Below are 22,368 nucleotides of genomic sequence, written 5' to 3' on the forward strand. Positions count from 1 at the left end.
CCGTCGGACCGTCAGGCCGCGAACCGCTTCAGCAGCAGCTCCAGCCTGCGTTCGTGCTGCTCGGCCGGCAGTCGCTTGCCGCGCATGAGCGTGACCAGCCCGTGCAGGGCGGCCCAGTAGGTCTCGGTGAGCAGGGCCAGGTCCTCCCCCTCGCCGGCGTGCGGACGCAGCCCCTCGACCAGCTCGCCGAAGGCCGCGTGCAGGGCCGCCGGAGCCTCCGGCGTGGCGAACGGCAGGTCGACGTTCTGGCTGAAGATGACGTCGTAGAGCGCCGGACGCCGCTCGGCGAACGCCGTGTAGGCCGCGCCGACGGCCGCGAGGGCGCTGTCGGCGTCCGGAGCGGCGGTACGGGCCGCGCGCAGCTCGTCCGCGAGGATCACGCACCCCTCCACGGCCACGGCCGCCATGATCGCGCCCTTGCCCTTGAAGTGGCTGTAGAGCACCGGCTGGCTGTACTCGATGCGCTCGGCCAGCCGCCGCGTCGTCACCGCCTCCCAGCCCTCGGCCTCGGCCAGCTCGCAGGCGACCGTGATGATCAGCTTCTCGCGTTCCGCACGTTCGCGCTCCCGGCGCGCCTGTATCGACATGCTCTCGATCCTAGCACCGCTAGCGCTTCTGTCACCGTTCTGCTAGCGTCGTCCTCGTTCCTAGCAACGCTAGCTCTTGGAGACGGACATGCTCACCACCCTTGCCTACGGCCTCGCCATCGCCCTCAACCTGATGGTCGTGCTCATCGGCGCGCGCTTCCTGTTCGTCCCGGTCGCCGCGGCCGCCGGTTACGGCGTCCCCGCCAAGCAGGACGGCGACCGCGCCTACCTGACCATCAAGGGGCTGCGCGACGGCACGTACGGGCTGCTCGGCCTGGCCCTGCTGGCCTTCGTCGGCGCCCAGGCCGAAGCCTGGTTCATGCTGATCGTCGCGCTGCTGCCTCTTGGCGACACCCTGATCGTGCTCCGCAACGGCGGCACCAAGGCGGTCGCCTTCGGCGTGCACTTCGCGACCGCCGTCGCCCTCCTCGTCAACGCCGCCCTGCTCTTCGCCGTGTGACCCGGCGATCCCGGAGCTACCCCGCCGTCGCCGTCCGTACGTCCCGCTCGATCTCCCGCCGGGACGTGCGCAGCGGCGAGAACCACATGACCACCGGACCGGCCAGCATCCCGGCCGAGAACACGACAAGCGTGCCGCGCATGCCGATCCCGCCGGCCAGCGCCCCGGCGAGGACCGCGCCGACCGGCGTGGCGGCCCAGGTGAGCCAGCGGGACGTGGCCGCCAGCCGCCCCTGCATCTCCTTGGGCGTCAGAAGCTGCCGCAGGCTGCGCTGGGTGCTCTGGAAGACGAGCGTGACGATGATCATCAACGTCCACGAGACGCCCACCACCAGCTGCCCGGCCAGTCCCGGCCCCACCAGCCCGATCGACCCGCTGCACAACGGGTACGCGAAGGCGGCCCCGAGCAGCACGCGCGGCATGCCGTACCGGTCGGTGAGCGGCCCCGCGATCGCCCCGGCCGCCAGCCCGCCGGCCATGCTCACCCCGAACACCAGGCCGGTCGCCAGGCCCGACCAGCCGAGCTCCCGTACGACGTAGTTGACCTCCAGCGCGCTCAGCCCGGCGATGCAGAAGCTGACCGTGGCCATGTAGAGCACCAACGGCCCGATCACACGATGGCGGACGACGTACCGCAACCCCTCCGCGATCTGCTCGCGCAGCCGAGGGGCCCGCTCCTTCCGCTCCGGCCTGGCCTCCGGCGACCGGATCAACGCCAGCGCGAGCGCGCCCACCAGATAGGACAGCGCGTCCGCGAACACCGCCTTGGCAGGCCCGAACAGCGAGATCAACACCCCGCCGACCGGCTGCCCCGCCATCCCCGCCACCGTGACCGTGCTGGTGAGCTTGGCGTTCCCTTCCATCAACCGCTCAGGCCCGAGCAACGTCAGCGGTACGTCTGGTAGGCGGGCGTGAAGAACACCTCACACGTCGCGACCACCAGCGCCACGGCGTAGAGCTGCCCGAGCGTGAGCCCTCCGGCCACGGCCGCCAAGGGGATCGTCCCCATCGCGCACCCGGACACCAGGAACGCGACGATCATCACCGGCCGCTTACGCCACCGATCGCTCAGGGCCCCCGCCGGCAACGACGCGAACAGCACCGGCAACCGCCGCGCCGCCGTCAGCAGCCCGAGCTCCACCGGCGAGGCGTCCAGCACGAGCCCCGCGACCAGCGGTAACGCCAGATAGGAGATCTCGTTCCCGAGCGAACTGGTGGTCTGGCTGCCCCACAGGAGCACGAAATCCCGCTGCCGCCACAACGACCCCGCCCTCGACATCCGCGACATTCTGCCACCGCGCGCCGGTGGCGAAGGCCGGTTTCAGTACTAGCTCGCCAAACACCCGAAGTCCGGCGCCGGGACGTCGAGGACCGCCCCTTCACGGACGTGCCAGCATCGCGCCCGGCCGCGCTCGTCGGTGACCACGAAGACTCCCCGCGGCCGGTCTCCGTCCTCGTCCACCGGCAGCAGGGCGGCCAGTCGCTCGACCTTGGCCCGGATCTCGTGCAGCGCGCCCTCTCCGACGTCGCCCCCGTAGAACAGGTAGAGCGTCCGAATCTGGGGCCTTTCCTCATCAGCGCGATCGCTGATCACCAGCGCGGCTTGCTAACTCTGCGGCAGCTGCCAAATGAGAATCGCCCATTTGGCACCCTCGGGCGCCTCCACCTTGACGCTCCGGACAGCCGCGTCGTCGGGGATCATGCTGACGCGCACACCGCCAGGCTCGATGGAGCACTGATGAGGGAGCTGAGTTTTGCCTACGCGGACGATTATCGTCCCGCTCGCTCCCACGCAGTCCACCTCAAGGCGAAACGATGCTCTCATCTTGAGCTTCGTGGTCCAGCGGTCAGTCCGCCCCTGCTCATCGACATGATGAAGCAACACCTTGCCTTTGGCGCTTTTCGTCAGATCCGCGAGCGCGCGATTGACAGGGGGCGGATCGATCGAGAAGCGAGGCGGCGATTCCCCTTCCTGTCCTGAAAACGAAATTGCACAACCGGCCAGGAGCGACGAGACGACGGCAATGGCCGCAACGTATCTGCGCATATCACCCCTCCGTTGATCAAGTCACGACAAGGCTACGGCAAGCCCGCTCCGTAGCCTGCTGGGCGGTAATCAGGCATCCAACGTATTGCTATCGCGGACGGGTGCAATGCGTACGCGGACGGGGTGCCGTACACCTCAATCGACGGAACGAGGGGAAGCGGTCATGGCCACCTCATATGCAGCGGCCGAGGCCATCCTGAACAGCGACAGCAGATGGATCGCCTACATCGACGCGGCCAACCTCTACTACGGGATCTGCGAGAGTGCGGGCCCCGACTACTGGCGTGTGGACGTCGTCAGAATGTGCAACCAGGTACTGAAGGCGTACAACGGCAAGCTGATCAGGGTGAAGTACTTCACCACCGCGCTGAGCGGCCAGGCCGGAGTGGATCAGAAGCAGTTCGAACAGGACACCATCCGCGTCTACGGCAAGCAGTTCCAGCCGTTCATGGGGAAGACCAAGTACGACGACAAGACCGGCAGCTTCAAGGAGAAGCAGGTCGACGTGCGGCTGGCGGCGCACCTGGTCGGTGACCTGTGCACCAAAGCGTGCGAGGCGGCGCTGGTGGTGAGCTCGGACTCCGACCTGGCCGCGGCGATCGGTGAGGCCAGGTACTACGCGCCGGGCCGGACCATTGTGGCGGCTCATCCCGACGGCGTGCCTTCCGGCGCCTACACAGACGTCGTCGACGAGGCCATCCCGATCGACGCCGGCATGTACAGGAACGCCGCACGCTTGGACGTGACGCTCACGAAGTACCGCAAGTAGGCGGCGAGCCCGCGCGCTCCCGCCGTTCCGCCCGAGACGAGTAGGCCCTCAGCCGGGTCAGTGGTCGCAGGGGATCGAGTGATGGGCCCGCCGGCGGATCGTTCGACCCGCCCATCATTCGACCTCGCCCAGCGCCGCCGCGCCCCCAGCTGATGTCAATGCGAATCGATCTCTGGCACCTGAGGACTGACACTCGTGGCGGCACATTGATGGCAAACACTCAAAAGGCCGCCCCCCGATCCCCGGGAAACGGCCTCTGCATTGAGAAACTGTGGGGCTACCAGGACTTGAACCTGGGACCTCTTCCTTATCAGGGAAGCGCTCTAACCGTCTGAGCTATAGCCCCGCACACCGAACGGTATCGCATTCGCCTCTTGGAGGCGAACCAGTTGTTCGGACGAGAAAAGCTTACCGTGTCCGACGGGCTGCTCGTGCCGTACCAGCCACCCCGGTACGGCACGAGCCCCCGCCCGAACCTGTTATTCGGCCTCGCTGAACGTCACCTCAACGCCCCCGACCAGGTCGGAGGCGATGTTGTAGATGACCGCGCCCAGCGTGGACAGAGCGGTGATCAGCACCACGTTCACGGCGCCGATCAGCGCGGTGTACCCGAGGATGCGCACCGGCTCGAACCACGAGGCGATGTTGATCGGGATCGAGCTCTGTCCCTGCTCACCCTTGCCGAGCTGGTTGACCAGGTCGACGAGTGAGTCGAACACCCCCAGGGCCGACAGCACGCCGTACAGGACGGCCACTGCCACGAAGAGCACCACGAAGCAGACCAGGGACACCACGAAGCTGAACTTCATGGCCGACCACGGCTCGATGCGGCGCAACACCAGGTGTGCCTTGCGGGGCAGCCTGGACCCCGCGTTGTTCGACGACTTCTTCTTGGGCATCTCGACGGGCGGAGGTGCCTCACTGGTGAGCGACGGACGGAGGCGCACCGTCTCGTTGCCCTCCGCCTGCGGCTCGTCCTTGGAGCGGGGCTGAGCGGCGGCGCCCTTCGCGGGCGTCCTGTCCTGCTCGCCGTCGACCGAATTGAAGATTTCCGGCTCAGCGGACTTCTTCGGCTGCTGTCCGTTACCCGACGCCGCCTGGGCTCTGGCGGTGCCACCCTGGGCGCTCATGATTTACTCTCCTCCCCCGTCTTCCTCATTCTCCACCGGAGTCTCCATCGACTCCGCGTTCCGGGCGAGGGCAACCACGCTGTCGCCTTCGGCGAGGTTCATCAATCGCACTCCCATGGTCTGGCGGCCGGACTGCTTGATCTCGCCGGCACTCGTCCGGATCACCCCGCCGGCGGACGTGATCGCGAAGACCTCGTCCTCTGGGTTGACCATGACGGCTCCGACCAGCTTGCCACGGGAACTCACGATTTTCGCAGTCAGCACGCCCCTACCGCCACGTCCTTGAACTGGATACTGCTCCACTGGCGTCCGTTTTGCGTACCCAGCCTTCGTGGCGATAAGCACATCTTGACCGTCGGCGATCCGATTCATGGCGAGAAGTTCGTCTCCTTCGAGGAACCTCATGCCGATGACACCGCTGGTCGCGCGGCCCATGGGCCGCAGCGCCTCGTCGGAGGCGGTGAACCTGATCGACTGCGCGCCCTTGGAGACGAGCAGCAGATCGTCGGTCTCGGAGACCAGGCGGGCGCCGATGACCTCGTCGTCCTCGCGCAGGTTGATCGCGATCAGACCGCCCGACCTGGGGGAGTCGTACTCGGACAGGCGCGTCTTCTTGACCAGGCCGCTGCGCGTGGCGAGCACCAGGTAGGGGGCGACGTCGTAGTCGCGGAGGTCGAGAACTTCCATGACTGTTTCGTCGGGCTGCATGGCCAAAAGGTTCGCGAGATGCATGCCACGGGCGTCACGCCCGGCATCAGGCAGCTCGTACGCCTTGACCCGGTACACCCGGCCCTTGTTCGTGAAGAACAGCAGCCAGTGGTGCGTCGTGGTGACGAAGAAGTGGTCGACGATGTCGTCCTGGCGCAGCTGGGCGCCGCGCACGCCCTTGCCGCCCCGCTTCTGCGCCCGGTAGAGGTCGGTACGGGTGCGCTTGGCATAACCGCCGCGGGTGATCGTGACGACGATCTCCTCCTCGGCGATGAGGTCTTCGATCGACATGTCGCCGTCGTAGGCGATGATCTCGGTCTTGCGCTCGTCGCCGTAGCGGTTGACGACCTCGGTCAGCTCGTCGCCGATGATCTCGCGCTGGCGGGCCTCGCTGGCCAGGATCGAGTTGTACTCGGCGATCTGGGCCATCAGGCCGTCGTACTCGTCCTGGATGGCCTGTCGCTCCAGGGCGGCCAGCTTGCGCAGCTGCATGTCCAGGATGGCCTGCGCCTGGATCTCGTCGATCTCCAGGAGCCCCATGAGGCCCTGCTGGGCGTGCGAGGCCGACTCCGAGGCCCGGATGAGGGCGATGACGTCGTCGAGCCGCTCAAGGGCCCTCAGCAGCCCGCGCAGGATGTGCGCGCGCTCCTCGGCCTTGCGCAGCAGGTAACGCGTCCGGCGGACGATGACCTCGACCTGGTGGGCCACGTAGTGGCGGATGAACTGGTCGAGCCGCAGCGTGCGCGGCACGCCGTCGACCAGCGCCAGCATGTTGGCGCCGAAGGTGTCCTGGAGCTGGGTGTGCTTGTACAGGTTGTTGAGCACGACCTTGGCGACCGCGTCGCGCTTGAGCACGATCACCAGGCGCTGCCCGACCCGCGAGGAGCTCTCGTCGCGTACGTCGGCGATGCCCGAGAGCTTGCCCTCGCGCACCAGCTCTGCGATCTTCAGGGCCAGGTTGTCCGGGTTGACCTGGTACGGCAGCTCGGTGACGACGAGCGCCTGCCGGCCCTTGTCCTCCTCGACCTCGACGACCGCGCGCATGGTGATCGAGCCGCGCCCGGTGCGGTACGCGTCCTCGATGCCCCGGCGTCCGACGATCAGCGCCTTGGTCGGGAAGTCGGGCCCCTTGACCAGCCTGATCGAGGCTTCCAGCAGCTCCTCGTCGTCGGCCTCGGGGTTCTCCAGGTACCACCGGACGGCGGCCGAGACCTCGCGCAGGTTGTGCGGCGGGATGTTGGTGGCCATGCCGACCGCGATGCCGCCCGAGCCGTTGACCAGCAGCTGCGGGAACCGCGCCGGCAGGACGTCGGGCTCCTGCGACTTGCCGTCGTAGTTCGGGCGGAAGTCGACCGTGTCCTTGTCGATGTCGCGCAGCATCTCCATGGCGATGGGCGCGAGCTTGCACTCGGTGTACCGCATCGCGGCCGCCGGGTCGTTGCCCGGCGAGCCGAAGTTGCCCTGCCCGTCGACCAGGGGATAGCGCAGCGACCACGGCTGGGCAAGGCGGACCAGCGCGTCGTAGATCGAGGTGTCGCCGTGGGGGTGGTAGGTGCCCATCACGTCGCCGACGACGCGGGCGCACTTGAAGTAGCCGCGGTCGGGACGGTAGCCACCGTCGTACATCGCGTAGAGCACCCGCCGGTGCACCGGCTTGAGACCGTCGCGCACGTCAGGCAGCGCCCTGGACACGATGACGGACATCGCGTAGTCCATGTAACTGCGCTGCATCTCGGACTGGATGTCCACCGGTTCGATGCGGTCAGCCGGGGGAGTGGTGTTCACGTCCGTCACAGGTTTAGGTCCTTCTTAAACGTCGAGGAAGCGAACGTCGCGCGCGTTGCGGATGATGAAGTCGCGCCGCGCCTCGACGTCCTCGCCCATGAGCACGCTGAACAGGTCGTCGGCCTGGGCCGCGTCGTCGAGCGTGACCAGGCGCAGCAGTCGCGTCGCCGGGTTCATGGTGGTCTCCCAGAGCTGGCCGGCGTTCATCTCGCCGAGGCCCTTGAACCGCTGGACGTTGTCCCGCGGGCGCGGGTCTGCCTTGCCCTGCGCGATGCCGTCGTTGATGACCGCGTCGCGCTCGGCGTCGGAGTAGGCGTAGGAGGCGTCCTCGCCCTTCCGGTCCCACTTGATCTTGTAGAGCGGCGGGCACGACAGGTAGACGTGCCCGGCCTCGATCAGCGGGCGCATGAACCTGAACAGCAGCGTCAGCAGCAGGGTGTTGATGTGCTGGCCGTCGACGTCGGCGTCGGCCATCAGGATCACCTTGTGGTAACGCAGCTTGGCGATGTCGAACTCGTCGTGCACGCCGGTGCCCAGGGCGGTGATGAGCGCCTGGACCTCGTTGTTCTTCAGGACCTTGTCGATCCGCGCCTTCTCGACGTTGAGGATCTTGCCGCGAATGGGCAGGATCGCCTGGAAACGCGAGTCGCGGCCGCCCTTGGCCGAGCCGCCGGCCGAGTCGCCCTCGACGATGAACAGCTCGCACTTCTCCGGGTCGTTCCACTGGCAGTCGGCCAGCTTGCCGGGAAGGCCGCTGCCGGACTCCAGGAGCGACTTGCGCCGGGTCAGGTCGCGGGCCTGGCGGGCCGCCAGGCGGGCGCGGCTGGCCTGCAGCGACTTGTTGATGATGTCCTTGGCCTCGCCGGGGTTGCGCTCGAACCAGTCGCGCAGGTGGTCGTTGCAGGCCTTCTGCACGAACGACTTGGCCTCGGTGTTGCCCAGCTTGGTCTTGGTCTGGCCCTCGAACTGCGGGTCGGACAGCTTGACCGAGATGATCGCGGTCAGGCCCTCGCGGACGTCCTCGCCGGAGAGGTTGTCGTCCTTGCCCTCCTTGAGGAACTTCTGCTCGCGCGCGTAGCGGTTGACGATGGACGTCAGCGCCGCGCGGAAGCCCTCCTCGTGGGTGCCGCCCTCGGCGGTGTTGATCGTGTTGGCGAAGGTGTACACCGACTCCGCGTAGGAGTTGTTCCACTGCATCGCGATCTCCACCGCGATGCCGTCGCCCTCCTCCTCGAAGGCGACGATCGACGCGTGCGCCGGCTCCTTCTTGGCGTTGAGGTGCTTGACGAAGTCGGCCAGGCCGCCCTCGTAGTGGTACTCGACCGTGCGGGGCTCGCCGTTGACGTGGTCGGGACGCTCGTCGGCGAGCGTGATCGTCAGGCCCTTGTTGAGGAAGGCCATCTCCTGGAAGCGGCGCGAGAGCGTCTCGTAGTTCCAGGTGGTGGTCTCGAAGATCTCGGGATCGGGCCAGAACGTGATCGTGGTGCCGGTCTCGTCGGTCTCCTCGCCCTTGGCCAGCGGGGCCAGCGCCTTGGCGTTGACGAGGTTCAGCCGCCAGTAGTGACCGTTCTGCTTGACCTCGACGTCCATGGCGGTGGACAGCGCGTTGACGACGGCCGAGCCGACGCCGTGCAGGCCGCCGGAGACCGCGTAGGACTGGCTGTCGAACTTGCCGCCCGCGTGGAGCGTGGTGAGCACGACCTCGACGGCCGAGCGCTTCTCCACAGGGTGGATGCCCGTGGGGATGCCGCGGCCGTTGTCGACGACGCGCACGCCGCCGTCGGCCAGCAGCGTGATGTCGATCCTGGTGGCGAAACCGGCCAGCGCCTCGTCCACCGCGTTGTCCACGATCTCGTAGACGAGGTGGTGCAGGCCGCGCTCACCGGTGGAGCCGATATACATACCCGGGCGTTTGCGAACCGCCTCAAGTCCTTCGAGTACGGTGATTGAGCTAGCGTCGTAGGACAACTGCGAAATCCTCCTGCCGCGGACACGCGGCGGGGGAGGCCGTCAACTTCATGCTGCCCCTACCGTGCCCGTCACCGTCGTGAGTGCCCCGATGCGCGGTCACCCGGGGGAGTCGGCTTACTGCCGGGGTGACACGCAAGCGGACGTGTCCGGAATCCGTTTTCATTCTACCGCTTCCCGGAGCCCGTGGTGGCAATACACGCGCCTGTGATGCGCCCTAGCTCGATTTGCCCCCCACTCAAGCATCCCCCCTTCGGAAAGGGGGCTTATCGCGTCTGCGGCTGTCTGATCGCTCCCGGCGCCTAACCATAGGTGTCGCCGGGCCCTCTACTTCCGGTCACCCGCAAACCCCCTGTGGGGCGGGGCGCGTTCTGCGGCCCCCTGACCTTGACCTTTGTCACGGAACCGTCACCCAGCTCCTCGTTGAGCCTGCGGATGAGGGTGCGCGCGAGCAGCCTGACCTGCGTCGCCCAGGCTGTGGAATCGGCCGCGATGAGCACCTCGCCCTCGTCGAAGGACTCCGGCCGGGTGTGAGCGGCCAGGTCGGGGCCGACGATCTCCTTCCACCGGCCGAACACCGCGCCGACGGCCGCCGAGCGCTCCCAGCCGCGGTCGGCCAGCAGGTCGGCGATGGCCCGGCCGAAGAGCTGGGGATCGCCGGCCTCCCTGCGCGGGCCGGCCTTGCGCCTGGGCTCGCGGCGCGGGAGCTGGCCGCGCTTGGCCGCGTCGGCCTTCGCCTGCGCGAGCTTCTCCCTCGCCATGGCGGCCCCCCTGGCCGCCGCGTTGTGCTGCTCATCGGACACGGGTCACGCTCCCCTCAGCGACGTCGAAACGGGCCCCCGCCAGCTCCTTCGGCACGTCGTCGGGCACGGCGGCGGTGATCAGCACCTGTTCGGCCGGCGCGACGATCTCGGCCAGCCGGCGCCGGCGCTGGCTGTCGAGCTCGGCGAACACGTCGTCGAGGATCAGCACCGGGTCGCCGCCGTCGGCCCGCAACAGGTCGTAGGCGGCCAGCCGCAGCGCCAGCGCGAACGACCACGACTCGCCGTGGCTGGCGTAGCCGCGGGCGGGCAGGTCGCCGAGGCCCAGGATCAGGTCGTCGCGGTGTGGGCCGACCAGGGTGACGCCCCGTTCCAGCTCGGCCTGGCGGACCTCCGTGAGCCGGTCGCGGAGCTGCTGTTCAAGGGTTTTCCCCAAGTCTGTGGATAACGTCTGCGCATCGGGAGATCCCCGCTCACCGGCGACTTCGTCCTCCGCGCCGTCCCCACCTGTGGACAACGTGCTGCGGTAGGCCAGCGTCGCGGGGGCGCTCGTGGGGGCCAGCGCGGCGTAGGCCCCGGCCACCAGCGGGCGCAGCGCCTCGATGAGCTCCAGCCGCGCCCGCAACAGCTCCGCGCCGTGCCTGGCGAGGTGGGCGTCCCACACCTCCAGCGTGCTCAGGACGTCGCCGGCGCCCGCGGCGGCGAACGCGGTGTCGCTCTCGGCCCGCCGGCCGCTCCTGCTGCCTCTGCGGGCCTGCGCGGCCGTGCGCAGCAGGGCGCCGCGCTGCTTCAGCACCCGGTCGTAGTCGGCCCGGACCCCGGCGAACCTCGGGGCCCTGGCCACGAGCAGGTCGTCGAGGAAACGGCGGCGCTCCGACGGGTCGCCCTTGGACAGCGCCAGGTCCTCCGGCGCGAACAGCACCGTGCGCAGCAGCCCGATGACGTCGCGCGGCCTGGACACGGGGGAGCGGTTGAGCCGCGCCCGATTGGCCTTGCCCGGGTTGATCTCCAGCTCCACCAGCGCCCGCCGGTCGTCCCTGTGGACGGCGCAGCGCACGATGGCCCGCGCGGCCCCCTGCCGCACCAGCGGCGCGTCGTTGGCCACGCGGTGGCTGGAGTGCGTCGCGACATAGCCGAGGGCCTCGACCAGGTTGGTCTTGCCCTGGCCGTTGGGCCCGACGAGAGCCGTGACGCCCGGTTCCAGACCGAGCTCCACGGACGCGTAGGACCTGAAGTCGGTCAGCGAGAGGTGGGCGACATGCACCCCACGAAGGTTAGTCCGCCGCGGGGGCCGCCCGTGTCACCGGCTTGCCGTCCTGTGGAAAACCTCGGGCTTCCACGGACGGCCTGTGGACCACCGGCCGGCCCGACCGGCCGGACCCCGGCTGGACTGCTCGGCTGGGTTACTCGGCTTCGCGCGGCGGGGCCACGTCGGCGCCGGGCGAGTCGGCGCCCTTGCCGGTGCTGCCCTCGGTCGAGGTGATCGCGTGGCCGCCGAACTGGTTGCGCAGCGCGGCGACGACCTTCATCGCGGGGGAGTCGTCCTGGCGCGAGGCGAACCGCGCGTAGAGGGCAGCGGTGATCACCGGCAGCGGCACGGCGTGGTCGACGGCCGCCTGGACCGTCCAGCGGCCCTCGCCGGAGTCCTGGGCGTAACCGCGGAGCTGGTCGAGGTGCTCGTCGTCGTCGAGCGCCCGCACCATCAGGTCGAGCAGCCAGGAGCGGATGACGGTGCCGGTGCGCCAGCTGCTGAAGGAGCCCCTGACGTCCTTGACGACGTCGGACGCCTCCAGAAGCTCCCAGCCCTCCGCGAACGCCTGCATCATGCCGTACTCGATGCCGTTGTGGACCATCTTCGCGAAGTGGCCGGCGCCGACGTCACCGGCGTGGACGAAGCCGTCCTCGCCCTCGGGCTTGAGCGTCTCGAAGATCGGCATGAGCCGGTCGACGTCGGCCTGTTCGCCGCCGCACATGAGGGCGTAGCCGTTCTGGAGCCCCCACACGCCGCCGCTCACGCCGCAGTCGACGAAGCCGATGCCCTTCTCGCGCAGCTCGGCGGCGTGCTTCTGGTCGTCCACATAGTGTGAATTGCCGCCGTCGACGACGATGTCGCCCTCGTCGAGCAGCTCGCCGAGCTCGTCGATCGTCTGCTGGGTGGGCTTGCCCGCGGGAACCATGACCCAGACCGCGCGCGGCGCGGACAGCCGTTCGACCAGCTCCTTCAGGCTGGCCACGTCGCTGATGCCGGGGTCGCGGTCGTAACCGACCACCTCCTGGCCGCCGCGGCGCAGCCGCTCGGCCATGTTGCCGCCCATCTTGCCCAGTCCCACCATGCCGATCTGCATGACGCTCCTCTACCCCCTTGTCAGGCTTCCATCATCCCCGATGACGGGATCAGCCCGACAGGCGGATGGGCATGATCAGGTAACGGTAGTCCGTACCTGCGCCTTCGTCCACAGGCTTGCCCCCTGTGAGGATGGCCGGTTTGGTCGAGGTCGTCATCTGCAGGCGCGCCACGTCCGAGTCGATCGCGCCGAGCCCCTCCAGCAGGAACTGGTGGTTGAAGGCGATGTTCATCTCCTCGCCCTCGTAATCCACGGGCAGTGCCTCGACGGCCTGCGCCTCGTCGCCGCTGCCGGCCTCCAGCACGACCTCGCCGCTCCTGAACGCCAGACGTACGGGGGTGTTGCGCTCGGCGACCAGGGCCACGCGCTTGACCGCCTCGACGAACGGGCCTGTGGACAGGTCGGCGCGCGCGGAGAACTCCGTGGGCAGCAGCGAGCGGTACTTGGGGAACTCGGGGTCGAGCAGCCGCGTCGTGGTGCGCCGGCCCGCGCTGGAGAAGCCGATCATGCCCTCGCCGGTGCCGCCGGCCGAGCTGAGCGCGATCTCCACCTCGGCGCCGGTGGTGCCGAGGGCCTTGGCGGTGTCGGCGAGCGTCTTGCCGGGGATCATCGCGATCGCGGCGAAGTCGGGCTGGCCCGGCTGCCACTTGAGCTCGCGCACGGCGAGCCGGTAGCGGTCGGTGGCGGCGAGGGTGACGGTGTCGCCCTCGATCTCCATGCGCACGCCCGTGAGCATCGGCAGCGTGTCGTCCCGGCCCGCCGCGACGGCGACCTGGCTGACGGCGGAGGCGAACACGTCGCTGCCCACCCGCCCGGCGGCCGGCGGCATGGCCGGGAGCGACGGGTAGTCCTCCACAGGCATGGTCAGCAGGGTGAACCGGGCGCTGCCGCACGTGACGACGGCCTTGGCGCCTTCCACCACGAAGTCCACAGGCTGTGCGGGAAGCGCGCGCGTGATCTCGGCGAGCAGCTTGCCCGAGACCAGGACGACGCCCGCCTCACCGGTGTGGAGTTCGAGCGTGACCTCGGCGGAGACCTCGTAGTCGAACCCCGACAGCTTGAGCTGCTGGCCCTCCGTCACCTCCAGGCGCATGCCGGCGAGCACGGGCACCGACGGGCGCGCCGGGAGACTGCGTGCCGTCCATGCCACCGCCTCAGCGAGGACGTCTCGCTCGATTCGGAACATCACGGTGATCAGCCTCCTGGGTTCGTCGTTGATTCAAGTGTTCACTCTCCCGCACCGCGGTTCGGGGAGAACCCCTCTATGGGTCTTTGATTTTCTTAGTAAGAGAGATAAGAGGTCATCACACTAGGGGCTGTGGGAACTGTGGACAACTGATGTCCTCGCAGCTCAGTGCCCCTGTTTTCATCCACCGAGGGTGTGGGTGACGCCTGGGGGAAACTTCGCCGCCTGGGGATGAAGATTCGTCGCCCACAGGCCGTCCCCAGATCATGGGGTGTTCATCCACCGGTTATCCACGAGGTTTCCACAGGTTGTCCACGGGGTAAGAGGGGGCCTTCTGGAGTCCCAGATCGACTGTTCACAGGCCGTCCACACGTTATCCACGAGTCATCCCCAGGTTCTCCTCAGGATGTCCCCAGATTCGTCCCCAGCCCTTGTGGGTGGATTTTTCCCGGCATTGGCGGTCGTACCGACGCGCCGATTTTGCGTTTCCGCTGGTCCACAGTGTTTTCCACAGGCTGTGTACGAGCATCAAGATCCACGCTTGCTCTGTTTGATACGCATTGTCAGCTCGTTGACCTGGTTGTACATCGACCTGCGCTCGGCGATGAGCGACCGGATCTTGCGCTCGGCGTGCATCACGGTGGTGTGGTCGCGGCCGCCGAACTGCTGGCCGATCTTCGGCAGCGACAGCTCGGTCAGCTCGCGCGCCAGGTACATGGCGATCTGCCGGGCGTTGACGAGCGCGCGGCTGCGCGAGGTGCCGCACAGGTCTTCGATGCTGATGCCGAAGTAGTTGGCGGTCTCGGTCATGATGGCCGCGATCGTGATCTCGGTGTCGGACTCCGAGGTGATCAGGTCCTTCAGCACGACCTCGGCGAGCTGCAGGTCCACCCCCTGCCTGTTGAGGCTGGCGAACGCGGTCACCCTGATCAGGGCGCCCTCCAGCTCGCGGATGTTGGTGGAGATCCGGCTCGCGATGTACTCCAGCACCTCGGGCGGCGCGGCCAGACCCTCCTGGATGGCCTTCTTCCGCAGGATCGCGATCCGGGTCTCCAGCTCGGGCGGCTGGACGTCGGTGATCAGGCCCCACTCGAACCGGTTGCGCAGCCGGTCCTCCAGCGTGATGAGCTGCTTGGGCGCGCGGTCGCTGGAGATGACGATCTGCTTGTTGGCGTTGTGCAGGGTGTTGAAGGTGTGGAAGAACTCCTCCTGCGTCTGCTCCTTGCCCTCCAGGAACTGGATGTCGTCCACAAGCAGGATGTCGATCGCGCGGTAGCGGCCGCGGAAGCCGTCGGCCTTGTGGTCGCGGATGCTGTTGATGAAGTCGTTGGTGAACTCCTCCGAGCTCACGTATCTCACCCGGGCGCCGTCGTACAGGCTCTGCGCGTAATGCCCGATCGCGTGCAGCAGGTGGGTCTTCCCCAGGCCGGAGTCGCCGTAAATGAAGAGCGGGTTGTACGCCTTCGCGGGGGATTCGGCCACCGCCACGGCCGCGGCGTGCGCGAACCGGTTGCTGGCGCCGATGACGAATGTCTCAAATGTGTACTTCTGGTTGAGTCTGGCCGGCTCGCTGGGCTTGTTGCTCTTCGCTTCCCAGCGATTCGGCGCCGGCTCCGGCGCTTTCTCCACAGGCGGTGTGTACGGCTGCACCTGTTCAAAAGAGAACGAAGGCTGTGGATATTCGGTGGACGCCGGAGGCTGCTCGGGCTGTGGAGAATAGAACTGCGGGGGCTCGGATGCCTGGTAGTGCTGGGGTTGCACCGGCTGTGTGTAACGCGGCTGGCTATCCACACTCTGGGGATAAGGCACATTCACAGGCTGTTGATGGGCGTCCGGCAAAGGCTGTTCCGGAGCCGTGGTGTCGATCATCACGGCCAGCCGCATCGTCATCCCCAGCTCCTGGGACAGCGCGTGCGCCACCAGCGGGCGCAACTTGCCCTCGATGAGGTCCTTGAGGAAGTCGTTGGGGACGCCGAGCACGATCGTGTCGTCCGCGAGAGCGATCGGACGGACCATCGACAGCCAGGTGCGCTGCTGGATGGGCACGTTCTCGTTGAGGAAGTTGCCCAGGGCCCTCGCCCATACCGTGCCGAGGTCGACACCACTCATGGTGCGGCTCCCCTCCTTCCTCTCGCGGCCCCCCGCGATCGTTTATCCACATGACCGTGGTCGCCCCGAGCGGTCGGCGACCCCTTCGTCCACAGCGTGGCGGCAGGGCTTCGTACCCAGGTCCTCCACAGGAGATCCACAGGCTGTGCACGGTGTTTCCGGTGGTCCAGAAGGGCCGACAGTATCCATGTGCACAGCTGTGTTCAAGACGTTGTCCACAGCGTAGTGGCACCTGGATGCACAAACTGTGGACGTGGGCCCGGCGGTGGAAAAGTCGCCTGTGGATCAGTGGATAACCCGTTCAGTTTGACCTGGGACGCCGTTGGCCCGTAACGTACGACGGTCGGCTTGCCACGCGACGGCTATTTCGCGTGCCCTCGCTCCCACGGCAGGCCAGCCATGTGTGTATAAGCGCCCCTGGGCGCACCTTCAAGCCTGGAGCCCACCCGTGAGCAAGCGTACTTTCCAGCCGAACAACCGTCGCCGCGCGAAGACCCACGGCTTCCGGCTGCGGATGCGCACCCGGGCCGGTCGCGCCATCCTCGCTGCCCGTCGCCGCAAGGGCCGCGAGAAGCTGTCGGCCTGATCGACCCGCGCCCGAAGTCCGGCCCGTCGGTGTACCTCGCCGACGGGCGTTAGGCGTATACGGTGCTGTCCCGTCAATCCCGCATGCGGCGCGGGGACGAGTTCGAAGCGGCGGTCCGACGCGGCAAACGCGCCGGACGCCCCACTTTGGTGGTGCATCTCAACCTTTCTGGGGAAGAGACACCTCTGGTTGGTTTCGTGGTGAGCAAGGCCGTTGGTGGCGCGGTGACCCGGAACAAGGTCAAACGACGGCTCCGACACCTGATGCGCGACCGTCTCGACCGGCTGCCGCGAGGTAGCCTGCTGGTGGTACGCGCCAATCCACCGGCCGCGTCCGCGTGCGTCGAGCAACTGGCCGCCGATCTCGACGCCGCGCTGGATCGTTTGCTCAGGCGGCGCGAGTCCTCGACGGGTGGACACAGATGACGGAGCAGCCGCAAGGGATGCCGGGCCTCGCCGCCCGGGCGCTGATCATCCCCATTCGGTTCTACCGGGCGTTCATCAGCCCGATGCTCGGTCCACGCTGCCGGTTCTACCCGTCGTGCAGCGCGTATGGGCTCGAGGCGATTGCCGTACATGGGGCATTGCGCGGCACATGGCTGACTGTCCGGCGCATCGGGCGGTGCCACCCATTCCATCCCGGAGGTATAGACCCGGTGCCCCCACGCCCGGTCCGGTCCCACGAAACGCAAGGGAGCTAGCTCGGTGGAGCTGTCCTGGCTCAATTGGCTGTACACGGCCGTCGCCCAAGTCATCACCTGGATCCACCAGGTCTACAGCACTTTCCTCGACCCCAACAGTGGGTTGACCTGGGCGCTGACCATCGTCACGCTGACCGTCTGCATGCGGATCCTCATCTTCCCGCTGTTCCTCAAGCAGATGCGGTCGTCGCGGAAGATGCAGGAGCTGGCACCGAAGGTCCAGGAGCTCCGCAAGCGCTACAAGAACGACAAGCAGCGCATGAACCAGGAGGTCATGGCGCTGTACCAGGGCGCGGGCGCCAACCCCCTCGGTGGCTGCCTCCCCGTCGTGGCGCAGTTCCCGATCTTCATCTCGATGTTCACCGTGCTGCGGGCCATCGCCGCCGACCAGGCCAAGTTCGGCATGTCGCAGGAGCTGGTCGACAGCGCCAAGCACGCGCTGATCATCAACGCTCCCCTGCCCGCCACGTTCTTCGAGGCTCCTGACATCGCCCAGAAGGTCGTCATCGGCTTCTTCGTGGCGATCAGCTCGCTGACCACGTTCCTCACCGTCCGGCAGAGCGTGACCCGCTCGATGGCGCAGATGCCGGACAACCCCATGGCGCAGCAGCAGAAGATCCTGATGTACATCTCGCCGCTGTTCGCCTTCTTCAGCCTCAACTTCCCGCTGGGCCTGATCCTCTACTGGGTCACCACCAACCTGTGGACGCTGGGCCAGCAGCACTGGTTCTACAGCCGGCACCCGATGCCGCAGTTCGACGCCAAGGGCAACGCCATCCCCGTGACGCCCAAGCCCGGCCTGGTGGCAAAGATGCGCAAGACCACTCCGGAAGAGGAGGCCCCTCCCGCCCCGCCGGAGCCTAAGATCATTAGGCAGCAGCCCAGCCGCCAGTCCCGCAGCAAGCGCACCGGCAGCAAGAAGTCTTGAACACGAAGGAGAGGCCGGCCATGACCGAGGCCGAGCAGGAGAAGGCTCCTGATCTCAACGCGCTTGAGCAGGAAGGCGAGATCGCTGCCGACTACGTCGAGGGCCTTCTCGACATCGCCGACATCGACGGCGACATCGACATGGACGTCGAGGGCGACCGCGCCATGGTCTCCGTCGTGGGGCTCAAGGGCAACGAGCTGGTCGGGCCCGCCGGCGAGGTCCTGGAGGCGCTGCAGGAGCTGACCCGGCTGGCCGTCCACCGGCAGACCGGGGAGCGGTCGCGGCTCATGCTCGACGTCGCCGGCTACCGCGAGCGCCGCCGGGCCGAGCTGAGCAAGCTCGGCACCGAGGTCGCCAACCAGGTCAAGGACAAGGGTGAGCCGAAGGCGCTGCACCCGATGACGCCGTTCGAGCGGAAGATCGTCCACGACGCGGTGGCCGCCGCCGGGCTGCGCAGCGAGTCCGAGGGTGAGGAGCCGCAGCGGTACGTGGTGGTCCTTCCTGCCTGAAACGTGCATGGTGAGCCGGTTCGGCCGTCTGTCGGCGCTTGGGTGCGCTGATGGGCGGCCGTTTCCGTATCTATAGCTGTACGTACGGGATACGGGGCCTATGTGGGCCGCTGGCGGGTTTGCGGACTGGTCTCCGCGCTTGTGCGGATCGATCCCTGTTTCTTGTTGTTGGGGAGTTGTCCGGCGTCTTTGTGCGCTGGCGTTGGAGTTCGGCGCTGTTAGCTGGGGAGCGTGCGGTTTTGTGCGTTGACCTTGTTGTTCGTCCTGAAAAGTGCCTCTGAGTGCTTCTTTCAGGTGATATGCGCTCTATGTCGTTTGTAGGGGATTTGGTGTCGAGGGTGGATCGGGAGGGGCGCGCGGCGGCGTGCTCGACCGTCACCCACATGCCAGCCCGCTAGTCTTCCAGTGTGATCTCACATCTAGCCTTGGGTGGACACCGCCCCTAGAACGTCGAGACACCCACCGTCGAACGCCCACCGGCATCACCGCCGAGCAGGCAACCTGAGTACGAACACCACCTGAGACCGAGAAAGGGCCAGCATCCAGTGAGCGAAGAGCTTCCGGCGCCGCCGGACATAGCGCGGGACGTCTTCGCCGGGGAGGCATGGGACCGCGCGAACGCGTTCGCGGCGCTGCTGGCGGGCCCGGGCGTCGTCCGGGGCTTGCTGGGGCCGCGTGAGGTGCCGCGTATCTGGGATCGCCACCTGCTCAACTGCGCCGTGGTCGCCGAGGCCGTGCCCCCGGAGGTGCGGCTGGTGGACATCGGCTCGGGGGCGGGGCTGCCGGGGCTGGTGCTGGCCATCGTCCGCCAGGACATCGAGGTCACGCTGCTGGAGCCGTTGCTTCGCCGTACGGTGTTCCTGGAGGAGTGCGTCGAGGCGCTCAAGCTGGACAACGTCGAGGTGCTGCGTGGGCGGGCCGAGGATCTGGCGGGGGAGCGGGAGTTCGACGTCGCCAGTGCTCGGGCGGTCGCGCCACTCGACCGGCTGCTGAAGTGGGCCATGCCTCTTCTGCGTGAGGGCGGCGAGCTGATAGCCATGAAGGGGGAGCGAGCCGCCGGCGAGCTCGCCGAGGCGGAGTCCCAATTGCGGGCCTGCGGGGCCCGAACGGCCGAGCTTGTGACCGTCGGGCACGGTAAGGTCGAGCCGCCTGCAACATTGGTTCGGGTGGTAGCGGGTCGCGCGCCGGAGCGAGCCAGGCGGCGACGAAGGAGGTGACGGTTGTGCCAGTCGCGTCTTGCGGTCTTGGCTGGCCGGACAGCCGTCTGTCCGAGAGCCCAACCGGGGTTGGATGGCCCGAAATGGGCGTGTCGCAACAGCAAATTCCCGGCACCGGCACACCACTGGTTGAAAGGATGGCCAACGTGACCCAGACCCCCCTGAACCCCGGTGATTCGCCGTTGGTACGAGAGGCGCTCAGTTCAGTGGTTTCACGTGAAACACCTGCCACCACCCAACCGGCCGCCCCTCAGCCAGCCACCGAGCAGCCCACCGCCGCCCAGAGGGGTGGTGGCAGCGGCGACGGCGACAACTCCTGGCCTCGGCCGGCGAAGTGCAGAGTGATCGCGGTGGCCAACCAGAAGGGCGGCGTCGGCAAGACCACCACCTCGGTGAACATTGCCGCGGCCCTGTCGATGCACGGCCAGCGCGTCCTCGTGGTGGACCTCGACCCGCAGGGCAACGCCTCGACGGCGCTGGCCACGGAGCATCGTGGTGACGTACCGGATGTGTACCAGGTGCTCGTCGACGATCTGCCCATGGTGGACATCGTCAAGCAGGTCCCCGAGATGCCGAACCTCTACTGCGCGCCCGCCACGATCGACCTGGCCGGCGCGGAGATCGAGCTCGTCTCGCTGGTGGCGCGGGAGGCCCGGCTCCGGCGGGCGCTGGCGGCGTACGAGGCGGAGTTCGACTACATCGTCATCGACTGCCCGCCGTCCCTCGGCCTGCTGACGGTCAACGCCCTGGTCGCGGCGGAGGAGGTCATGATCCCGATCCAGTGCGAGTACTACGCGCTGGAGGGCCTGGGGCAGCTCCTCAGGAACGTCGACCTCATCAAGGCGCACCTCAACCCGGCTCTGCGGCTCTCCACGATCGTCCTGACGATGTACGACGGGCGTACCCGGCTGGCTTCGCAGGTCGCCGACGAGGTGCGGTCGCACTTCGGGGAGACGGTGCTGAAGACAGTCATTCCGCGCAGCGTCCGGCTGTCTGAGGCGCCCAGCTATGGGCAGTCGGTCATGACGTACGATCCGGGGTCGAGCGGGGCGATGGCCTACATGGACGCGGCCCGGGAGATCGCCCATCGCGCCACCGTGGCCTGACGGCTGGTCGCTCGCGGGTCTCTCAGGCACGGCCTGAGGGTGTGGGTTGTCATGCCCGTGCTCCGGTGTGCCTGCGCCGGGTCGGCGGAGTGGACGTCGGCGGTGGACGTCGGCGGTGAGCGGTCTCGTTCGGCGCGAGTCGCGAGTTGGGCAGATTTGTAACCGTGTCGGCGTAAATCCCACGGGACTGTGTGTGGCGTGGGGGCACCCCGCTGGGCCCGCAACGGTAACCTCTCCTGGAGTGACCGGAATCGACCGGCTGGATGAGGAGACGCAGTGAGTCAGCAGCGGCGGGGATTGGGCAAGGGACTCGGGGCGCTCATCCCGACCGGACCCATTGTTGACGGCCCGGGTACGGCGCCCGCTCCCTCGAACGGTTCCACGGTCGAGGCAGGTCCGAAGCCGATCGCTGGAGCGTACTTCAAAGAGGTCGCGTTGACCGCGATCGTGCCCAACCCTCGTCAGCCGCGTGAGGTGTTCGACGACGAGCGCCTCCAGGAGCTCGCCGACTCCATCCGCGAGGTCGGCCTTCTGCAGCCGATCGTGGTGAGATCCGTGGGTGGCGGCCAGTACGAGCTGATCATGGGGGAGCGGCGCTGGCGGGCGTGCCAGCAGGTCGGTCTTGACCCGGTCCCGGCGATCGTCCGGAACACCCAGGACACCGACCTCCTCCGGGACGCGCTCATCGAGAACCTCCAGCGCGAGCAGCTGAACGCCCTGGAAGAAGCGGCCGCCTACCAGCAGTTGCTGGACGACTTCCAGGCGACCCACGAGCAGCTGGCCAGCAAGGTGGGGCGCTCTCGGTCCCACATCACCAACACGCTCCGGCTGCTCAACCTCCCGCCGGAGGTTCAGCTCCGCGTGGCCGCCGGCACCATCAGCGCCGGGCACGCTCGCGCCCTGCTGGGCCTGAGCAGTGCGGATGAGCAGGTTGAGTTGGCCAAGCGCATCGTGGCGGAACTGCTGTCCGTGAGGGCGGTGGAGGAGATCGTCGCCATGGGCAGCGCGAAGGCCGCTCAGAAGGCGCCGCGTGAGCGGCAGGCACCCAAGCCTACGGCTCCTGGTCTGACCCATCTGGCGGACCGGCTCTCCGACCACTTCGAGACGAAGGTCAAGGTCGACTTGGGGCGGCGTAAGGGGCGGATCGTGGTGGAGTTCGCGACGATCGACGACCTTGAGCGCATCATCGGGACGATGGCGCCTGAGGCGGCACGGGCGATGCGGGAGCGCGAGGACTGACCTTGCCTGTTTCACGTGAAACCACTCGCCCTTTCACGTGAAACCCCTTCCTTCGCGCTTCGCTGCTCTCTTCTCTTCGGTTCTCCTTTCTTCTCTGTTCGCCTGTGTCGGTCCTTCTTCGTGTTGTGGGTGGGTCCGCAGGGCTGCGTCGTGGGTGCGGCATGCGGCGGGAGCACGATGGCTGGCCGGGCTGCGGCCTTGGGGTCTCTCCAGCTTGCTCCGGCTCGCG

23 protein-coding genes and 1 tRNA gene are annotated in these 22,368 nt (G+C 67.7%); 10 read left to right on the forward strand and 14 right to left on the reverse strand.

What is annotated here, in order from left to right; genetic code table 11:
- Window positions 1-11: 11 nt before the first annotated feature.
- A complete protein-coding gene (locus tag AB0C33_RS22935; protein ID WP_358291181.1) occupies window positions 12-587 on the reverse strand; it encodes a TetR/AcrR family transcriptional regulator in 576 nt (191 codons plus the stop codon).
- Between the two features lie 88 nt (window positions 588-675).
- Between AB0C33_RS22935 and AB0C33_RS22940 the strand changes: the two genes are divergently transcribed.
- The gene (locus AB0C33_RS22940; protein ID WP_358291183.1) at window positions 676-1,047 is read left to right on the forward strand and encodes a DUF4267 domain-containing protein; all 372 of its coding nucleotides are present in this window, start codon (window positions 676-678) and stop codon (window positions 1,045-1,047) included.
- 16 nt (window positions 1,048-1,063) lie between these two features.
- Here AB0C33_RS22940 and AB0C33_RS22945 read toward each other — a convergent pair whose 3' ends face one another.
- Genes AB0C33_RS22945 through AB0C33_RS22960 form a run of 4 tightly spaced genes read right to left on the reverse strand, consistent with a single transcriptional unit; the run spans window position 1,064 to window position 3,093 of the window.
- Entirely contained in the window at window positions 1,064-1,930 is an 867-nt protein-coding gene (locus AB0C33_RS22945; protein WP_358291186.1) for an MFS transporter, read from the reverse strand.
- A 2-nt stretch (window positions 1,931-1,932) separates the two neighbouring features.
- Complete coding sequence (locus tag AB0C33_RS22950; RefSeq protein ID WP_358291188.1) at window positions 1,933-2,325, reverse strand: MFS transporter; 393 nt, start codon at window positions 2,323-2,325, stop codon at window positions 1,933-1,935.
- Window positions 2,326-2,373: 48 nt separating this feature from the next.
- A complete protein-coding gene (locus AB0C33_RS22955) occupies window positions 2,374-2,640 on the reverse strand; it encodes a hypothetical protein (protein ID WP_358291190.1) in 267 nt (88 codons plus the stop codon).
- Window positions 2,641-2,652: 12 nt separating this feature from the next.
- The gene (locus tag AB0C33_RS22960) at window positions 2,653-3,093 is read right to left on the reverse strand and encodes a hypothetical protein (RefSeq protein ID WP_358291192.1); all 441 of its coding nucleotides are present in this window, start codon (window positions 3,091-3,093) and stop codon (window positions 2,653-2,655) included.
- 163 nt (window positions 3,094-3,256) lie between these two features.
- Here AB0C33_RS22960 and AB0C33_RS22965 point away from each other — a divergent pair, with 163 nt between their 5' ends.
- Window positions 3,257-3,862, forward strand: a complete 606-nt coding sequence (locus AB0C33_RS22965; RefSeq protein ID WP_358291194.1) for an NYN domain-containing protein — start codon at window positions 3,257-3,259, stop codon at window positions 3,860-3,862.
- A 272-nt stretch (window positions 3,863-4,134) separates the two neighbouring features.
- Here AB0C33_RS22965 and AB0C33_RS22970 read toward each other — a convergent pair.
- The 9 genes from AB0C33_RS22970 to dnaA all read right to left on the reverse strand — a co-directional run bounded on the left by AB0C33_RS22970 (window position 4,135) and on the right by dnaA (window position 15,854).
- Window positions 4,135-4,208, reverse strand: a tRNA-Ile gene (locus AB0C33_RS22970).
- Window positions 4,209-4,341: 133 nt separating this feature from the next.
- A complete protein-coding gene (locus AB0C33_RS22975) occupies window positions 4,342-4,992 on the reverse strand; it encodes a DUF3566 domain-containing protein (RefSeq protein ID WP_358291196.1) in 651 nt (216 codons plus the stop codon).
- A gap of 3 nt (window positions 4,993-4,995) precedes the next feature.
- Window positions 4,996-7,494, reverse strand: coding sequence for a DNA gyrase subunit A (gene gyrA / locus AB0C33_RS22980; protein WP_358291198.1), 2,499 nt, complete (start codon window positions 7,492-7,494; stop codon window positions 4,996-4,998).
- 15 nt (window positions 7,495-7,509) lie between these two features.
- Entirely contained in the window at window positions 7,510-9,453 is a 1,944-nt protein-coding gene (gene gyrB / locus AB0C33_RS22985) for a DNA topoisomerase (ATP-hydrolyzing) subunit B (RefSeq protein WP_358291199.1), read from the reverse strand.
- A 302-nt stretch (window positions 9,454-9,755) separates the two neighbouring features.
- On the reverse strand, window positions 9,756-10,256 hold the full coding sequence (locus tag AB0C33_RS22990; RefSeq protein ID WP_352324557.1) for a DciA family protein: 501 nt from the start codon (window positions 10,254-10,256) through the stop codon (window positions 9,756-9,758).
- Window positions 10,246-11,478: a DNA replication/repair protein RecF gene (gene recF / locus AB0C33_RS22995; RefSeq protein ID WP_358291201.1), complete on the reverse strand. Its 1,233-nt coding sequence runs from the start codon at window positions 11,476-11,478 to the stop codon at window positions 10,246-10,248. The genes AB0C33_RS22990 and recF overlap by 11 nt, the downstream gene beginning before the upstream one ends.
- Before the next feature lie 139 nt (window positions 11,479-11,617).
- Window positions 11,618-12,559: a phosphogluconate dehydrogenase (NAD(+)-dependent, decarboxylating) gene (gene gnd, locus AB0C33_RS23000; protein ID WP_352362307.1), complete on the reverse strand. Its 942-nt coding sequence runs from the start codon at window positions 12,557-12,559 to the stop codon at window positions 11,618-11,620.
- A gap of 49 nt (window positions 12,560-12,608) precedes the next feature.
- Complete coding sequence (gene dnaN, locus AB0C33_RS23005; RefSeq protein ID WP_352324554.1) at window positions 12,609-13,748, reverse strand: DNA polymerase III subunit beta; 1,140 nt, start codon at window positions 13,746-13,748, stop codon at window positions 12,609-12,611.
- Window positions 13,749-14,273: 525 nt separating this feature from the next.
- Window positions 14,274-15,854 (reverse strand): chromosomal replication initiator protein DnaA, encoded by a 1,581-nt coding sequence (gene dnaA / locus AB0C33_RS23010; RefSeq protein ID WP_357974053.1) that lies wholly within the window; start codon window positions 15,852-15,854, stop codon window positions 14,274-14,276.
- A gap of 448 nt (window positions 15,855-16,302) precedes the next feature.
- On the opposite strand from dnaA, the gene rpmH reads away from it, so the two are divergent.
- From rpmH to AB0C33_RS23050, 8 genes are all read left to right on the forward strand, one after another.
- The gene (rpmH, locus tag AB0C33_RS23015) at window positions 16,303-16,440 is read left to right on the forward strand and encodes a 50S ribosomal protein L34 (RefSeq protein ID WP_043614899.1); all 138 of its coding nucleotides are present in this window, start codon (window positions 16,303-16,305) and stop codon (window positions 16,438-16,440) included.
- A gap of 62 nt (window positions 16,441-16,502) precedes the next feature.
- Window positions 16,503-16,865, forward strand: a complete 363-nt coding sequence (gene rnpA, locus AB0C33_RS23020) for a ribonuclease P protein component (protein WP_352362302.1) — start codon at window positions 16,503-16,505, stop codon at window positions 16,863-16,865.
- Between the two features lie 17 nt (window positions 16,866-16,882).
- Complete coding sequence (gene yidD / locus AB0C33_RS23025; RefSeq protein ID WP_352322972.1) at window positions 16,883-17,140, forward strand: membrane protein insertion efficiency factor YidD; 258 nt, start codon at window positions 16,883-16,885, stop codon at window positions 17,138-17,140.
- Window positions 17,141-17,144: 4 nt separating this feature from the next.
- The gene (gene yidC, locus AB0C33_RS23030) at window positions 17,145-18,068 is read left to right on the forward strand and encodes a membrane protein insertase YidC (RefSeq protein ID WP_352362300.1); all 924 of its coding nucleotides are present in this window, start codon (window positions 17,145-17,147) and stop codon (window positions 18,066-18,068) included.
- A gap of 20 nt (window positions 18,069-18,088) precedes the next feature.
- Window positions 18,089-18,577, forward strand: coding sequence for a R3H domain-containing nucleic acid-binding protein (locus AB0C33_RS23035; protein WP_352362298.1), 489 nt, complete (start codon window positions 18,089-18,091; stop codon window positions 18,575-18,577).
- A 545-nt stretch (window positions 18,578-19,122) separates the two neighbouring features.
- Window positions 19,123-19,794, forward strand: coding sequence for a 16S rRNA (guanine(527)-N(7))-methyltransferase RsmG (gene rsmG, locus AB0C33_RS23040; protein WP_352322967.1), 672 nt, complete (start codon window positions 19,123-19,125; stop codon window positions 19,792-19,794).
- Between the two features lie 146 nt (window positions 19,795-19,940).
- Window positions 19,941-20,900, forward strand: a complete 960-nt coding sequence (locus AB0C33_RS23045) for a ParA family protein (RefSeq protein WP_358291204.1) — start codon at window positions 19,941-19,943, stop codon at window positions 20,898-20,900.
- Window positions 20,901-21,176: 276 nt separating this feature from the next.
- On the forward strand, window positions 21,177-22,139 hold the full coding sequence (locus AB0C33_RS23050; RefSeq protein ID WP_358291206.1) for a ParB/RepB/Spo0J family partition protein: 963 nt from the start codon (window positions 21,177-21,179) through the stop codon (window positions 22,137-22,139).
- The last annotated feature ends 229 nt before the right edge of the window (window positions 22,140-22,368 follow it).

Source organism: Nonomuraea sp. NPDC048881, from assembly GCF_040649795.1.
Taxonomy (GTDB): domain Bacteria; phylum Actinomycetota; class Actinomycetes; order Streptosporangiales; family Streptosporangiaceae; genus Nonomuraea.